The organism is Helicobacter sp. MIT 14-3879 (genome assembly GCF_003364125.1).
This window is the reverse complement of the sequence record NZ_NXLP01000001.1, coordinates 197,222-214,101: the sequence shown is the minus strand read 5'-3', so window position 1 is coordinate 214,101 and position 16,880 is coordinate 197,222. Positions and strand designations below refer to the sequence as shown.

14 protein-coding genes are annotated in these 16,880 nt (G+C 27.4%); all 14 read left to right on the top strand.

Features of this window, described 5'->3' with window-relative positions; all coding sequences use genetic code 11:
* Nucleotides 1-26 precede the first annotated feature (26 nt).
* The 14 genes from dnaE to lon all read left to right on the top strand — a co-directional run bounded on the left by dnaE (nucleotide 27) and on the right by lon (nucleotide 16,879).
* Nucleotides 27-3,608 carry a DNA polymerase III subunit alpha gene (gene dnaE / locus CQA44_RS01005; protein ID WP_115545413.1) on the top strand — a complete coding sequence of 1,194 codons (3,582 nt, stop codon included), beginning with the start codon at nucleotides 27-29 and terminating at the stop codon, nucleotides 3,606-3,608.
* Nucleotides 3,608-4,375: a pseudouridine synthase gene (locus CQA44_RS01000; protein ID WP_115545412.1), complete on the top strand. Its 768-nt coding sequence runs from the start codon at nucleotides 3,608-3,610 to the stop codon at nucleotides 4,373-4,375. The genes dnaE and CQA44_RS01000 overlap by 1 nt, the downstream gene beginning before the upstream one ends.
* Entirely contained in the window at nucleotides 4,365-5,843 is a 1,479-nt protein-coding gene (thrC, locus tag CQA44_RS00995; protein WP_115545411.1) for a threonine synthase, read from the top strand. Before CQA44_RS01000 ends, thrC begins: the two co-directional genes overlap by 11 nt.
* 2 nt (nucleotides 5,844-5,845) lie before the next feature.
* Complete coding sequence (locus CQA44_RS00990; RefSeq protein WP_115545410.1) at nucleotides 5,846-6,454, top strand: molybdenum cofactor guanylyltransferase; 609 nt, start codon at nucleotides 5,846-5,848, stop codon at nucleotides 6,452-6,454.
* 1 nt (nucleotide 6,455) lies between these two features.
* Nucleotides 6,456-7,517 (top strand): flagellar biosynthesis protein FlhB, encoded by a 1,062-nt coding sequence (flhB, locus tag CQA44_RS00985; protein WP_115545409.1) that lies wholly within the window; start codon nucleotides 6,456-6,458, stop codon nucleotides 7,515-7,517.
* Nucleotides 7,518-7,529: 12 nt separating this feature from the next.
* A complete protein-coding gene (locus CQA44_RS00980) occupies nucleotides 7,530-8,930 on the top strand; it encodes a M23 family metallopeptidase (RefSeq protein WP_115545408.1) in 1,401 nt (466 codons plus the stop codon).
* Nucleotides 8,917-9,513: a septum site-determining protein MinC gene (locus CQA44_RS00975; RefSeq protein ID WP_115545407.1), complete on the top strand. Its 597-nt coding sequence runs from the start codon at nucleotides 8,917-8,919 to the stop codon at nucleotides 9,511-9,513. Before CQA44_RS00980 ends, CQA44_RS00975 begins: the two co-directional genes overlap by 14 nt.
* 25 nt (nucleotides 9,514-9,538) lie before the next feature.
* Nucleotides 9,539-10,423 carry a UDP-3-O-acyl-N-acetylglucosamine deacetylase gene (gene lpxC, locus CQA44_RS00970; protein ID WP_115545406.1) on the top strand — a complete coding sequence of 295 codons (885 nt, stop codon included), beginning with the start codon at nucleotides 9,539-9,541 and terminating at the stop codon, nucleotides 10,421-10,423.
* A complete protein-coding gene (locus CQA44_RS00965) occupies nucleotides 10,413-10,865 on the top strand; it encodes a hypothetical protein (protein ID WP_115545405.1) in 453 nt (150 codons plus the stop codon). Before lpxC ends, CQA44_RS00965 begins: the two co-directional genes overlap by 11 nt.
* Before the next feature lie 102 nt (nucleotides 10,866-10,967).
* Nucleotides 10,968-12,074, top strand: a complete 1,107-nt coding sequence (locus tag CQA44_RS00960; protein WP_115545404.1) for an alanine--glyoxylate aminotransferase family protein — start codon at nucleotides 10,968-10,970, stop codon at nucleotides 12,072-12,074.
* 50 nt (nucleotides 12,075-12,124) lie between these two features.
* Nucleotides 12,125-12,676 (top strand): DUF507 family protein, encoded by a 552-nt coding sequence (locus CQA44_RS00955; protein WP_115545403.1) that lies wholly within the window; start codon nucleotides 12,125-12,127, stop codon nucleotides 12,674-12,676.
* Nucleotides 12,677-12,691: 15 nt separating this feature from the next.
* On the top strand, nucleotides 12,692-13,843 hold the full coding sequence (gene carA / locus CQA44_RS00950; RefSeq protein WP_115545402.1) for a glutamine-hydrolyzing carbamoyl-phosphate synthase small subunit: 1,152 nt from the start codon (nucleotides 12,692-12,694) through the stop codon (nucleotides 13,841-13,843).
* Complete coding sequence (gene bamD, locus CQA44_RS00945) at nucleotides 13,844-14,524, top strand: outer membrane protein assembly factor BamD (protein WP_115545401.1); 681 nt, start codon at nucleotides 13,844-13,846, stop codon at nucleotides 14,522-14,524.
* Between the two features lie 15 nt (nucleotides 14,525-14,539).
* Nucleotides 14,540-16,879 (top strand): endopeptidase La, encoded by a 2,340-nt coding sequence (gene lon, locus CQA44_RS00940; protein ID WP_115545400.1) that lies wholly within the window; start codon nucleotides 14,540-14,542, stop codon nucleotides 16,877-16,879.
* Nucleotide 16,880: the final 1 nt, after the last annotated feature.

The following is a 16,880-nucleotide window of genomic DNA, read 5'->3' as shown; positions in this document are numbered from 1 at the left end:
TAAATTAGTAATTTTTAAGGAAAAATATGAGTAATTTTACACATTTACATTTACATACAGAATATTCATTGCTTGATGGTGCAAATCAAATTACTAAATTAGCAAAACAACTAAAAGAATTTGGTATGAATGCTGTGGCTGTAACTGACCACGGCAATATGTTTGGAGCACTTGATTTTTATATAACTATGTTAAAAGAGGGGATTAAGCCTATACTTGGGATTGAAACCTATATACATAATGATGATGAGCTAGGCTCTAAGAATCCGCTTAGATATCACCTTTGCCTGTATGCAAAAAATGAAGAAGGCTATAAAAATTTAATGCTTCTTAGCTCAAAGGCTTATTTAGAAGGATTCTATAAGAATCCAAGAATTAATAAAAATATTTTAAAAGAGCATAGTAAAGGAATTATTTGTTCTTCAGCTTGCCTTCAGGGAGAAGTAAATTATCATTTAAATACAATAGGGAAAAAAAACCAAGATGCAAAGGGTTTTGAGTATGCAAAAAAGGTTGCTTTAGAATATCAAGATATTTTTAAAGATGACTTTTATTTGGAAATTATGCGACACGGAATAGCAGAGCAGAAATTTATTGATGAAAGTATCATTAATTTATCACTTCAAAATAATATTAAATTAATTGCGACAAATGATACTCATTACACAACTAGAAAGCATGCTTTTAGTCAAGAGGTTGTTATGTGTATTTCTATGGGTAAGATTTTACAAGACAACAATCGATTGAAACATTCGGTTGAAGAGTTCTATGTTAAATCTCAAGCTGAAATGCAAAAGTTATTTGCTGATATACCAGAAGTTTTGCAAAATACACAAGAAATTGTAGATAAATGTAATTTAATAATAGACTTAAAAAGTGTTGAAATAAAAAATCCAAGTGGAGAAATTATAATTCCTTATTCTCAGCCAACACCTCCAAGTTTTAAATTTACTAAAGACTATGCATTAGAAGAAGGATTAGAATTTATTGATGATGAATCTTATTTTTTTTATAAATGCAAACAAGGTTTAGAAAATAGACTAAAGTATATACCAAAAGATAAACATAAAACCTATTATGATAGATTAGATTATGAGATGAAAGTAATTGCAAAAATGCAATTTTGTGGTTATATGTTAATTGTTTGGGATTTTGTTCGTGAAGCTAGAAAAGAAAAGATCCCGGTAGGTCCTGGACGAGGTAGTGCAGCAGGAAGCTTAGTTGCATTTTGCTTAGGAATCACTGATATTGACCCAATAAAACATACTTTACTTTTTGAGAGATTTCTAAATCCAGAAAGAGTAACAATGCCAGATATAGATATGGATTTTTGTCAAGAAAAAAGAGAAAAAATCATTGAATATGTAAGTAATAAATATGGTAAAAACAATGTTGCACACGTAGTTACATTTAACTCAATGTCTGCAAAATCAGTAATTAGAGATGTTTCTAGGGTATTTGGAATTGAGTATAAAAAAGCAGATGAATTTGCAAAATTAATACCAAATAAATTAAAAATATCTCTTAAAACAGGTGAACAAATAGATAAAGAAAAAATGGGTGCTTTTGAGCTAGAGCCAAAAATATCAGAGGCAATAAGTAAGGATAGTAAGCTAAAAGAAGTTTGGGATATGTCTTTAATTCTTGAAAATCAAAAGAGAAATTTGGGAACACACGCTGCAGCAATAGTTATTGATAGTAATGAGGAACTTTGGAATAAGATACCTCTTTGTGTTGTTGGTGATAAGGTTGCAACTCAATATTCTATGGACTACTTAGAAAAAGTAAATTTAATAAAATTTGATTTTTTAGGATTAAAAACTTTAAGTGTTATACAAAAAACACTAGACTTAATAGGTAAAGAAATTGATTTTAATGCTATTAATTTAGATGATGAACAAGTGTATAAAGAGATTCAAAATGGTGATACTATTGGAATGTTTCAAATAGAATCTAGTGGTATGAGGGCGTTAAATAAGAGACTAAAAACAAGTTGTTTTGATGATCTAGTAGCAGTTTTAGCATTATTTCGTCCAGGACCTATGGAATCTGGAATGATAGATGATTTTATTGATAGGAAACATGGAATTAAAAAGATTGAATATGCTTTTGATGAGCTAGCCCCAATATTATCGAATACTTATGGTGTTATTGTCTATCAAGAACAAGTTATGCAAATCGTGCAAGTTATTGGTGGATTTTCACTTGGTGAGTCAGATCTAATTCGTCGTGCTATGGGTAAAAAAGATGTAAAAATTATGGCACAAAATAAAGCTAAATTCTTAGATGGTGCTGTTAGTAAAGGTTTTGATAGACAAAAATGTGATGACTTATGGGAACTTATTGTTAAATTTGCTGGTTATGGTTTTAATAAGTCTCACTCTGCTGCTTATGCTATGATTGCATTTCAAACAGCATATTTAAAAACTTATTATAAACACGAATTTATGGCAGCACTCCTTTCAAGTGAGAAAAATAATGTTGATAATATAAATAAGTATATCGAAGAATGTAAGAGTATGGGTATAAAAGTTCTTCCACCGCATATTAATATCTCTGAAGAGGATTTTAGTGTTATAGAAGCTAATGGAGAGAAAAAAATTGTATTTGGATTTAGTGCTATTAAAGGTATTGGAGATGGTCCTATACAATCTATTTTAAAAATTAGAGGTAATGATAAATTTAACACATTAGAAGAGTTTTTAGGCAAGATAGATTATAAGCTTATAAACAAAAAAGTTATAGAATCTCTTGCAAAATCCGGCTCTTTAAAGGGGCTAGGTTATAGTTTAAAAAGTATCGTTGAAAATATTGATTATTTAGTTGATATTCTTAGGAGCAATTCTAAGAGTATAGATTTAATGAATTCAGCAGATTCTCTTTTTAAAGATATAGAGGATACAAATAATTTAATTAAACTTAATATGCCAAATTTAGATGAATATTCAAAGAATGAATTACTAGATTTTGAATATGAAATGCTTGGAATCTTTATGAGTGGAAATCCATTAGATGAATATGCTTCTGAAATTAAAAAAATCAAAGGAGTGGTTTATAGCTATCAAATCCAGCAATTAAGGCATAATTCTAGATTATTAATAATAGGTATTATAAAAGATATAAAACAAAGAATTAGTAAGAAAGGAAGTCGTTTTGCAGATATTTTAGTTGTAGATAAGGTTGGTAATATTTGGCTTCAAGTTTTTGAAAAGGATTTAGATACTATTGAGAATATTTCAAAAGATATGCCAATTTGTATTCAGTGTCAAGCAAGTGATAGAGATGATACTATATCTCTTAGATTAGAAAAAATAATTCCTCTAGATTCTGCAAATCAATGTAAAATTACTCCAATATTTAAAGAAAAAGATGAGAAAAACACTAAAAATATACAAGAAGAAGTTGTTATTAATGATTATCTATTGGAAATTCCTTGTAATATATCTTATTTACAATTAAAAGAGATACAAAATTTAGCTATTACTTATAGTGGGAATGAACGATTAGTGTTTGAGATTAAAGAAGAAAATAATATTTATAAATTGTATTCATCATTAAGAATTAATAATATTTTTAAAGAGAAAATTAAAGAATTAAAGATTGCATAATGAGAATTAATCAATATATTGCACATAATAGCAAGTATTCTAGGAGGGAGGCTGATATATTAATAAAAGATTCTAAAGTTTTTATAGGAAAGAAATTAGCAGAGTTAAATTCTAAGGTTTGCAATGGCGATAGGGTATTCATCGATGGTAGAGAATTAAGAATAAGAGATAAATATACAATTATTGTTTATAATAAACCCAGAGGAGAGTTGGTAAGCAAGAGAGATGATAGAGGAAGGAGAGTTATTTTTGATACATTAGATAGTAAATTTTTACATTTTATGCCTGTTGGTAGGCTTGACTTTGCAAGTGAGGGGTTGATTTTGCTAAGTGATAATGTTGGTGTTGTAAATGCACTTAGTAATAGCAAATTAACTAGAGTCTATAATATAAAATTAGATGGTAAAATTACTGATGAAATAATTGATGCAATGTATAATGGAATCTCATTAGATGATGCTAGGGCTGGTGGGCATAAAAATAGTAAAATAACTTCAATGAAAATTAATCCATTTAATTTTTTTGAAATTATTAAAGAGGGTAGCAAGAGTTATACTAAGATTAAGGTTGGTATAAATGAGGGTAAAAATAGGGAATTAAGAAGGTTTTTTGCATATTTTAAACTAAATGTTCTTGATTTAAAACGTGTAAGTTATGGTTTCATAGAGCTTAATGCCTTACCAAGTGGGAAAAGTAGATATTTAAATCATAAAGAATATAAAAAAATAAGAGAATTTTTAAAGGAACTCAAAAGAGATGTTGGTTGAAACAAGGGGTAATAATAAATTAAGAAGTTCAAAATGTAGTTTTTTTGAAGCTATTTTAAATCCACAAGCTAGTTTTAATGGTCTTTGGAGTTTAGAAACTATACCAAAGATAGATATTAAGGATATACAAAATCTTTCTTATAATGATTTATTAAAGTTTGTTTTTAAGACTATAGATGTAGATTCTTCATTGATTGACAAAGCCCTAAATTCTTATAAAAATTTTGATAATTCAGATATGCCTTTAAACTACAATAAAATCTCATCAAGTTTATTTATACAAAATTTATTCACAGGACCAACTAGAGCATTTAAAGATATGGCAATGCAACCCTTTTGCTCACTTCTTTGTGATTTATCTTTAATAGAGAATAAAAAGTATTTAATATTAACTGCAACAAGTGGAGATACAGGACCATCTACCTTAGAGGCTATAAAAAATAAGCCCAATATTTATGGAATTTGTATGTATCCTAATAATGGAACAAGTGATGTTCAAAGGCGTCAAATGACTACAATTGATGCTAAAAATATAAGAGTTATAGCGATAGATGGAAACTTTGATGATGCACAAAATACATTAAAAACCCTGCTTTCTTCAAATGAATTTAGGAATTTTACAACTAAGAGAGGATTCTTTATATCTGCTACTAATTCTGTAAATTTTGGTAGAATCGCGTTTCAAATAATTTATCATATACACTCTTACTTGTATCTTTTAAATAATGGCTGTATTAAGCATAATGAAACTATAAATATTATTGTTCCTAGTGGAAATTTTGGTAATGCCTTAGGTGCATTTTATGCAAAATTAATGGGAGTTCCAATTAATAAAATAATAATTGCAACAAATGCAAATGATGTTTTATGTGAATTTATTAATAAAGGAGTATATGATATATCATCTAGGCATTTAATAAAGACAAATTCTCCTGCAATGGATATTTTAAAAAGTTCAAATATAGAGAGGGTTTTATTTCATCTATTTGGAGATATAAGGACAAAAGAGCTTATGGAAAGCCTTGAGATAAACAAAAAATATATCTTAAATACAGAAGAATTATTAACTATCCAACAATATTTTTCTGCATATAGTTTTAGCGATAATGATGTATTAAATATTATTAAAGATTATGCTTCTAAAAATATTATAATTGACCCTCATACTGCAAATGGAATCCTAGCTTATGAAAAAAATAAAGATGTTTATAAAAATCATTCTACCTATATAAAAAGTATAGTATGCTCTACTGCGGAGTGGAGTAAGTTTGCTACAACTATTTCAAAGGCATTAGGGCAAAACTTAAATGATAAGGATTCTATAGAATTTATTTGTAAAAATTATAATTTAGAGCTTCATCAAAATATAGCAAAACTTTTTAATAAAAATGAGACAAACAATATTATTCTTAAAAAAGAACAAATACAAGATTATATATATTCATTTTTAGATTCTATAAAAGATTGAAAATGCAGCAGATTATAAAAACTTGTGTGATTTTGTGTGGTGGTAAAAGTTCTAGAATGATTAATGCTAATAAAGCTTTGCTTCCAATTGGTGATTTATTTTTAATTTCATTTATGTATAAAAAGGCTAAAGAAAGTTTTGAGAATGTATTTATATCTTGCAAAGATTTTCAAAAAGATAAGCTTTGGGAGGCTATAAGTAATGATTTAAATAATATAAATGAGAGTATATTTTTAATAGAAAATAGAGATACTTTTAGCCCTATGGTTGGTATATTAAACTCTTTTTTAAAACTAGATGATGAAAAGGTATTTTTTATAAGTTGTGATTGTCCTTTAGTAAAGCCAAAAACATTTGATATTTTAATAAATAGCTCAAAATACTATGATATAGTATTTGCTAAAGATACTGATAAATTACACCCTTTAATAGGCGTTTGGAGCAGGAATGTAAAAAAGAAATTAGAGCAATATATTTTAAATGAAGAATTTAGACTTCAAGACTTTATTAATAATTTTGAGATTAAAAGCATTTATTTTGATAAAATGGAATTTTTAAACATTAACACCAAAAATGACTACAAACAAGCATTAAAATTATTGTTAGGGTAATATGGCACAAGAAGAAGAAAAGACAGAACTTCCAAGTGAGCATAAGCTTCAAAAAGCGAGAGAAGAAGGTAATGTTAGAAAAAGTCAAGAAGTAATTGGGTTTTTAGCACTTTTTACAGGTTTTATAGCTATTTTTTTTCTATTGCCATATTTAGCACAAAGAATTAATAAACTTTTTGTTTTTGTTATGAATTTCAACTTAGATAGTTTTACTGATAGTGGAATGATGAATTTGGCAATTTTTATTATGACAGAAAGCATAATAATTGTAGCACCAATATTTTTAGCATTGCTTGTTGTAGGTGTGGGTGCGAATATCTTGCAATTTGGATTTTTAATAACCATTAAAACAATTATTCCAAAATTCTCTAAATTAAATATGATAACAGGCTTTAAAAATGTGATTTCTTTAAGAAAGCTCTTAGATGGAATATTAATTACACTTAAAGTATCTTTTGCTCTTAGTTTAGGTTTCTTTGTGTTTATTTCATTTTTAAAAGAACTTTCAAATATCGCTTTTTTAAATATATTTTATCAGCTTATTTGGTTAAAAGATAAGACATTAATACTTGCTTCAATGCTTCTTATTCTATTTTTCTTTATGGCAATTTTAGATTTTTTTATAAAAAGAAAGCAATATATTAATAGTTTAAAAATGACAAAACAAGAAGTAAAAGATGAATATAAACAATTGCAAGGTAACCCACAAATTCGTGCTAGAATTCGTCAAACAATGCGTAAAATGTCTTCACAAAAAATGCTCTCAAATGTAAAAAAAGCAAATGTTGTAATAACAAATCCTACTCATTACGCAGTAGCTATAAAATTTACTATGAATGTAGATATAGCCCCAATTGTTGTTGCAAAGGGAACAGATTTACTTGCAATTAGAATAAAAGAGATAGCAAGGCAAAATAATATTCCAATAAGAGAATCAAAAGAATTAGCAAGAGAATTATATAGGTTAGTAGATATTGATAATTATATTCCTGTTGAATTATTTGCTGCTGTTGCAAAAGTCTTTACTACTATTGAAGAATTTAATAAAGGAAATAGTTTTTAAAAAGGAATAATAATGGCTATATATAACAATAAATTTAAAAAGGATTCTATGAAAACTTTTAAAAAAAGCAATATTATTTCGGCTTTAATTTTATTGCTTATTGTAGGATTTTGGTATTTTATTTATATATCACCATATTTTGAGAGAGAATCTCCAGATATACAAATCCCAAATATGTCTTATTGGAACTTAAAATATGATATTCCTATTAAAATTAATGATAAAAGTGGAGTTAAATCATATAAAGTAATAGCAATAATTGAGAATGAAGAGAGGGTTTTGCTTGATAAAGATGGGAATAGTGAAAATGAAATAAAATTTAATTTACCTAGACCAAAGATAAATCTTTCAAATGGTGATAAGATAGTTTATAAAATTATTGCAAGAGATAATAGTAATTACAATTTTTTCTTAGGTAATAAAATAGAAAAAGAATTTGAATTAATTATAGATACAAAACTACCGAAAGTAAGAATAATTCAAATGAGCAATGTGATTACTAAAGGAGGTAGTGCCGCAGTAGTATTTTATGTTTCAGATGATGCTATTGGCGATATTTCCGTTACAAATGGCTATCAAAGTTTTGTGGTTTTTCCATTTCATAAGCCAAACTATTATGTAAGTATAATTCCTTGGTATATTACAAATCCTACTTTTAAAGGGGCAATAATTGCTAAAGATAAAGCAGGAAATACTAGAAAGTTTAGCATTAATTTTATTAGATATAATCGTAATTATCGAACATCAAATTTGACCTTAAAAAGTAATTTTATAGATGGAAAAATTACTGAGTTAATTGAGAATGAAAACGAATTTGAGATTGATAAATTTAAAAGTCCAATAGAAATGTTTAAATATGTAAATGAGGTAATTAGGAATAAAGATAGCGATAAGATAGATAGTAAAATTTTAAATTTAGATTCTTCACTAGATAATATAACTTCATTTAAGCCAATTGAAAATGCAAAGATAGTAGGTCTTTTTGGTGACCATAGAATATTTAGCTTTAATAAAATGGATGCAGGAGAGGCTTATCATTTAGGTATCGACTTAGCAAGCGTTAAAAATGCTTCAATTATAGCTTCAAATGATGGTTTAGTTGTTATGAGTGAAGAGCTAGGAATTTATGGTAATACAATTATTATTGAGCACGGCTATGGAATTGCTAGTTTGTATTCACATTTAGATAGTCGCTACAAAAAGGAAGGAGATATTGTAAAAAAAGGTGAAATTATCGGTAGAAGTGGTTCTAGTGGATTAGCATTTGGAGACCACCTACATTTTGGAATTCTAGTTCAGGGTAGATTTAGCATAAGCAATGAGTGGATGGATAGCAAGTGGTTAAAAATAAATATTATAGATGTTTTAAATAATGCAAAAGAAATTATAGAGAGAGACAATGCCAAAGATTGACCAAAAGAATATACAAGTTTTTCATATACTAAAGGATAATAATATAGATGAATTAAAATCTTTTATTTCAAAAAATTATAAGATTTTACAGGCATATTTGTTAGTTTTTGATGAGCTAGATTATTCTTTGAGAGAGATTTTAGATGAATATTCTCTAGATTATATTGTGCCAAAGAATATGAGATTAAATAATACCTATTCTAATATAGTTTTTAATGAAGGCAATAAAAATAATAAAAAAATTGACAATAAAGCAGATAACAAAACCAAAGAAATAAAAACTAAAATTTATAGAGAGCTAATTCGTAGTGGAGTAGATATAAATAGTAATGATGAAGATATTGTTATTTTTAGTAGGGTAAATAGTGCATCAAATATAAAAAGCTCTAAGAATATTTGTATTTATGGTAGATGTGATGGTAATGTAGAATGTAATGGAGAATATATGATATTATCAAATAATACAAGAGGAAAAATTTTATTCAATGGGTTTGCAATAACTTCTAATATGCTAAAATACAGATTAAATCTAATAACTAAAGATAATGATATGTTAAATATCATTGATATTTTATCACTTTAAAGTATTAAAATATAAGGAAATAAATATGAAGCAAAGAACCATAAGAAAGCCCATAGAAGTAGTAGGTATAGGTCTTCATAAAGGTGTATCCGTTAAAATGATTTTAGAACCTTTGGATGATGATAGTGGAGTAGTATTTTATAGAAGTGATTTAGGTGTTAGCATTCCACTTTGCCCAGATAATGTTATTGACACTACTTTAGCGACAGTTTTAGGGAAAGATAATGCAAGAGTTTCTACAATAGAGCATTTATTATCTGCAATACATGCTTATGGAATTGATAATATAAGGATAATCTTAGATAATGAGGAAGTCCCTATAATGGATGGAAGTGCTATTGGATATTGTATGTTGCTTGAAGAGGCGGGTATAGTTTCTCAAAATACAGCAAAAAAAGCAATGGCAATCAAAAAAACAATAGAAATAAATGATGGTGAAAAATTTGTAAAAATTGAGCCAAGCAAAGATGTTATATTTGATTTTACTATCAACTTTAATCATAATTCAATTAGAGAGCAAAGTTATAAATTTATATATTCACCACAAGCCTATAAAGAAGAAATCGCTCGTGCTAGAACTTTTGGATTCTTGCAAGAGGTAAATTATCTTCGTTCCATTGGGCTTGCAAAAGGTGGGAATCTTTCTAATTGTATAGTTCTTGATGAAAATGGTATCTTAAATAAAGAGGGATTAAGATATAAAGAAGAGTTTGTAAGACATAAAATATTAGATGCAATAGGTGATATAAGTATATTAGGAATGCCTCTAATTGGAACTTATGTAAGTTTTGCAGGAAGCCATAAGTTAAATCATTTTTTAACTAAAAAGATATTCTCACAAGATAATGCTTATGAAATAATAGAAATTCCACAAGAAGTGGAAGAAAAACAATTCTCTTATGCTACTTAATATAGTTTTAATTAGTGTAGATTCTCCTATAAAATTAGGAATTTATGATAATAATTATTTAACTAAAAGTTTTGAATTAAGCGGTAAAATCGGTGATACTTTGCCTAGAATCTTTAGTGAAGTTTTAAAAGAATATGAGATTGAAAATATATTTTATGCAAATGGTCCAGGAAACTTTAGTGCCATAAAATTAACTCATATTTTTTTACAAACTCTTAGTATTGTAAAAAAAATTAATTTATTTTGTGCAGATTCCTTTTACTTTACTAATCAAAGATATATAAATGCTTATGGGAAAATTCACTTTTTTAAGAAAGACAATGAAATTTTAAGCACTAAACTAGATGAAAAGATTCCTAATATATTTATTCTTCCAAATAAGATAGATAAAAATATTTTTAGTGCAAAATGCAAACCTTTATATATTCTTCCTGCAATTTGAATTATTTAATTCATCTTAGTTGAAAAGTTGTTTTCTTAAATGATATTGAATGATTATTTATGATAAAATCTTTGCTTTAATTTTGCTTTGTAAGGATTTATTATGCTTCTTTTTACACCCGGACCTACCCCTAGCTTAGAAGTTATTAGAAATGCTATGGCTCTCCCTACACTTCATCATAGAACAAAGGAATTCGAAGCTTATTTTGAATTTTGCAGAGAGAAGTTAAAAGATTTATTGAATATGCAAGAAGTTTTGATGCTTGCTTGTAGTGGAAGTGGTGCAATGGAAGCTAGTATTAAAACATTTTGTAAAAAACCTCTCTGTATTAATAGTGGTAAGTTTGGAGAGAGATTTGTAAATATAGCAAAATCTCATAATATAGATTATATTGAGGTTGTAAATGAATGGGATACTGCCCCTAGTGTAGATGAAATAAAAGAAATCTTATTAAACAATAAAGATATAGATTCTATTTGTATTCAAATATGTGAGAGTGCTGGTGGGCTTAGACATAATGTAGAAGAAATTGCAAAGATGACAAAAAGTGTTAATGAAAATATTATAATTATTGCTGATGGAATAACTGCAATAGGTGTGGAAAAGATAGATTCAAGTAATATAGATGTATTAATTGGAGGTTCTCAAAAGGCATTTATGCTACCTCCTGGAATGGCAATACTTGGCTTTAGCAAAAAGGCAATTGATATAATTGAAAAAAATGATGTTGGTTTTTATTTTAATCTAAAAACTGAATTAAAAAATCAAAGAAAAAATACTACTGCTTGGACTGCCCCTACAACTATAATTATAGGGCTTGCAAAGTATTTTGAAATAGCAGATATTAAAACAATTTATAAAGAAACAAGAGCTAGAGCATTAGCTACACAGGAGGCATTAAAAAGTATTGGATTAATAATCTATCCAAAGCAACCATCACTTGCTATGAGCACTATTTATAATGAGGATTCTGTATCAATTAGGAAGATTTTAAGACAAGATTATGATGTAAATATTGCAGGAGGGCAGGATAAATTAAAAGATAATATATTTAGAATAAATCATATGGGTATAATTTCTATTTATGAATCTTCTTGGGTTGTAAATGCCATAGAATTAACACTAGACAAATTAAATTATAGGGCATTTGATGGTGTGGCAAATAGAGTATTTTTACAAAAATATTATATGGAACTTAAAGATTGCTAAATTCTCAATTTGGTAAAATAATATTAAAAATTTAAAGAGAGAATATAGTAATGAGATTAAAATTATCACACATACGATATATCGCTGATAAAATTGCATTAGATTTGGGTAATGCAAAATTTGTTGAGATTCTTACAAGTAGTGGGGATATTATTAGAATTGCAAGCAAGTATTTAGAAGAAGATATTAATGCAGAATTAGCCATAGAAGAGAAAGTTAGGGTATTTATTGATGATAATATTGATGATATAGAATCTAGCGGTGCTAATGAAAAACAAATGTTTTTTTTAATTAAAAAGAAATTTGCAAGTGAAAGTGATTTTATTTTATCTTGGGATGATAGATATAGCAATCTATCACATAAGATAATGGATGAATTAATTGATACAAGTATTATTAATTTTAAGGTATCAGAAATAATGATAAAAAATATTATTTTTAAGTCTATAAATAGCTATGCAAAAGCTTATAAAGATATTGAATTTAAGGTAATTGATAGGATTAAAAATTATAAAAAGAAACTTCTTGTTGGCACAGAAGAGTATGAATTGGTATTTAGTAAAATGTATGAAGAAGAGTTGCGTAAGCAGGGTTTCTTATAAAAATAAGGGCTATATATGGATAATATTTTTAAAAAAGCATATATTTATTTAGATGGATATGATAATCTCCTAGAGGCTCTATCTTTTGGCACTGATGGAACCAAAGTGGGTGAAATGATATTTAATACTTCACTTAGTGGCTATCAAGAAATATTAAGTGACCCTAGTTATGCAGGTCAGTTTGTGCTATTTACTATGCCAGAGATTGGAATAGTTGGAGTAAATGATAAAGATATAGAATCTTATAGCAATAAACTTTATGTAAGTGGGATTATTGTTAGAAATTATAACGCTTTTTATTCTAATTTTAGGGCGATGCAGTCGCTTCACTCATATTTAAAAGAAAATAATACTTTAGGAATATGCAATATTGATACTAGGTTTTTAACAAAATTGATAAGAAATAATGGAGCAATGAATATAGTAGTTTCAACTAAAATTTCATCTTTAAAGAAGTTAAAAGAGACCCTAGTATCTTCCCCAAAAATAGGAGAAATAAATTATATTAAAGATATTAGCACTAAAAAGAAAAAAATATATAATAAAAGCACATTTAGCTTTGAAACGCTAGATTATAAAAAACCACAATCTAATAAAAAAAGAATCATTGTAATAGACTTTGGCATAAAACAAAATATTTTAAATGAGCTAAGTGAAGTGGGTTTAGAGTGTGAGATAATTGGATTTGATTTTAGTGCAGATGATATTATAAAAGATTTTAATAATAAAAAAATTGGTGGTGTATTTTTATCAAATGGACCAGGCGATCCTAGCATTTTAACAAATCAAATTAAAGAGATAAAAAAATTAGTTCAAGCAAAAATACCAATGTTTGGAATCTGTCTTGGACATCAGTTATTATCAATTGCAAATGGATATAAAACTTATAAATTAGCTTTTGGACACCACGGGGCAAATCACCCTGTTAAAAACCTCATTACAAATGAGGTTGAAATCACATCTCAAAATCATATTTATTCTGTTTCAGAGAGTATTTCAAAAATTGCTACAATAACGCATAAGAATCTCTTTGATGGAACAATAGAAGGGCTTAGGTATAATGACTTTCCGATTATTTCTATTCAGCATCATCCAGAGGCTAGCCCTGGACCAAAAGAGGCTTCAAAAATCTTTAAAGAATTTGCTTTAATGGTTAAAGAGTTTTAAATGTTAAGCTTAAATTTTATAAGAAATTTTTATATATCTTTTATAATTAAGTTTTTTGGAATCTTGGTAGTGTTTTTATTGTTTAATAATGGTTGTTCTTCTAATACAGGTGAATTTAATAAATCTGCTTCTTTTTTATATGAGCAAATAATAATTTCAGTTGCTGATGGTAACTTAGAAAAAGCAGATGGTTATTTTAACTCCCTTCAAAGCGAACATATAGCCTCACCACTTATAGGAGAGGCTCTTATTATACTTGCTAAAGCACATATGGATAATAATGAGCATTTATTAGCAGGTTTTTTTGCAAATGAATATAAGATAAGATTTAGTAATATAAAAAATGTTGATTATATGGCTTTTTTAAATATTGAGGCAAATTATTATGCTTTTGGAAGCTATACAAAAGACCAAGGGTTTATAAATGATAATATTAGTGAAACTTCTAATTTTATAGCTTTAAATAAACAAAATAAATATTTGCCTTATATTAGACATATTTTGACTATATTTAAATTAACTCAATTAGAAATAAATAAAGAAATTATTAGAATCTATAATATAAAAGACAAATATACAGCTAAAGAGAAATATGAACAGAAAAATAAAGAATTGGGTGTTAATGATATAGAGTTTATACCCTCTTCTATACCTTGGTATGTTAAGATTTTTAGTTGGTAAATTAAATTTAAGGATATTAATTTGAAAGATATAAAGTTCCCAACCATACTTCCAATATTAATTGAGGATAATTCATTTATTTATCCATATACAATTAGCCCTATTTTTATTAATGATGAAGCAAATATGAATGCTATTAATTTAGCACTTGAAGAAAATAGTGTGATTTTTATTACCACTACAAAGGATAATTTGGAGGATTCTGTGCCATTTTATGATGTTGGTGTTGTTGGTAATATAATGCGAAAGCAAACCATTCCAAATGGCAAGACCAAGATATTGTTTCAAGGAATTTCTAGGGCTAGAATAATAAAGCACGAGAATGAAAAGCCATTAATTGGAATGATAGAATTAATATTACCAGATAATCCAGATATGGCAAAACTAAATGCTGCTATGGTATTTTTAAATGAAAAGGTTGATTTGTTATCAAAGTTGTTGCCATATTTTCCGCATGATTTAATGAAGACTATTGAAAATTATGAGCCAAATCGCATAATCGATACTATTTTAAGCACAATTAAAGTATCTAAAAATAAAGTTTATAGCGTTTATTCTAATAGCAATACAATAGAACGTTTAATACTTTTAATAAGCTATATTGATGAAGAAATTGAGAGCTTAAAATTACAAAAAGAGATAAAAACAAAGGTTAATAGTAAGGTTGAAAAAATTAATAGAGAGTTTTATTTAAAAGAACAATTGAAGCAGATTCAGAGAGAATTAGGTGTCGATAGCCAAAAAAATGAGGAAATTGAGGTTTATTATAAAAAACTAGATAGTATTAAATCCCATATTAATGAAGATGCCTATAAAGAAATTAAAAAACAAATTGATAGATTATCAAGAATGCACCAAGATAGTTCAGAATCTAATATTACTCAAAATTATATTGAATGGATGTTAGAAATTCCATTTGGTAAGTTTTCTAATAAAAAGCTTTCCATTGCAAATGTAGAAAAACAACTAAGCATAGATCACTACTCACTAGAAAAACCAAAAGAGAGAATAGTAGAATTTTTTGCAGTAAAGGAGCTTTTATTGCTTCGTGGCAAAAAAGATGCAAATTCTAAGGGAACTATCCTTTGTTTTTATGGACCTCCGGGTGTTGGTAAAACTTCACTTGCAAATTCTATAGCAAAGGCTTTAAAAAGGTCTTTAATTAGAATTGCACTTGGTGGATTAGAAGATGTAAATGAATTAAGAGGACATAGAAGAACTTATTTGGGAGCTATGCCCGGTAGGATTATTCAAGGATTGATTGATGCAAAAGAAATGAATCCAGTAGTCGTTCTTGATGAGATTGATAAGGTTGGCAGAAGTTATAGAGGAGACCCTACATCCGTCCTTTTAGAGATATTAGACCCTGAACAAAATATAGCTTTTAGGGATTATTATGCAAATTTTAATATTGATTTAAGCCAAATTATTTTTATTGCTACTGCAAATGATATTGCCCAGATTCCAGCACCACTTAGAGATAGAATGGAGTTTATTCAGCTAAACAGCTATACACCTCAAGAAAAATTAGAAATTGCAAAGAAATATTTAATTCCTCAAGAGCTTAAAAAACACGGAATACTAAATACAGAATTTAGCATAAATACAAATGCTCTAAAAGAGGTGATAGAAAAATATACTCGTGAAGCTGGAGTTAGGAAGCTTAGAGAACAAATTGCACAGATTATGAGAAAAAGTGCCAAAATGATTTTAGAAAATAATAAAAGTAAAATTACTATTAACACACAGAATCTAAAGTATTTTTTAAATAAAAGCATATTTGAGATAGAAGAAAGTAGCGGTATTGATAAAGTTGGTGTTGTAAATGGTCTAGCTTGGACTAGTGTTGGTGGAGATGTGTTAAAGATTGAGGCTATTAAAATAGCAGGAAAAGGCACTTTAGAAATTACAGGAAATCTTGGTGATGTAATGAAGGAATCTGCAAAAATAGCTTTATCTGTCAGTAAAAATTATGTTGATAAAAAGTTTAAAACAAAAGAACAAATTTATAATCGATATAATATTCACATTCACGTCCCAGAGGGTGCTACACCAAAAGATGGTCCTAGTGCAGGTATAGGATTAGCATTAGCAATTATGTCTGTATTTTTAGATAAAAAAGTTGATAGTAAAATAGCAATGACAGGTGAGCTTACATTAAGTGGCGATGTATTGGCAATAGGTGGGTTAAAAGAAAAATTAATTGCAGCATTTAAAGCTAAAATGGAAATAGTTTTAATTCCAGAAAAGAATTATAAAAGAGATTTAGATGAGATTCCAAAAGAAGTAAAAGATAACTTAAAAATTATCCCTATAACCAGAATCGAAGAGGTATTTAAAAGGGCATTAAAGTGAG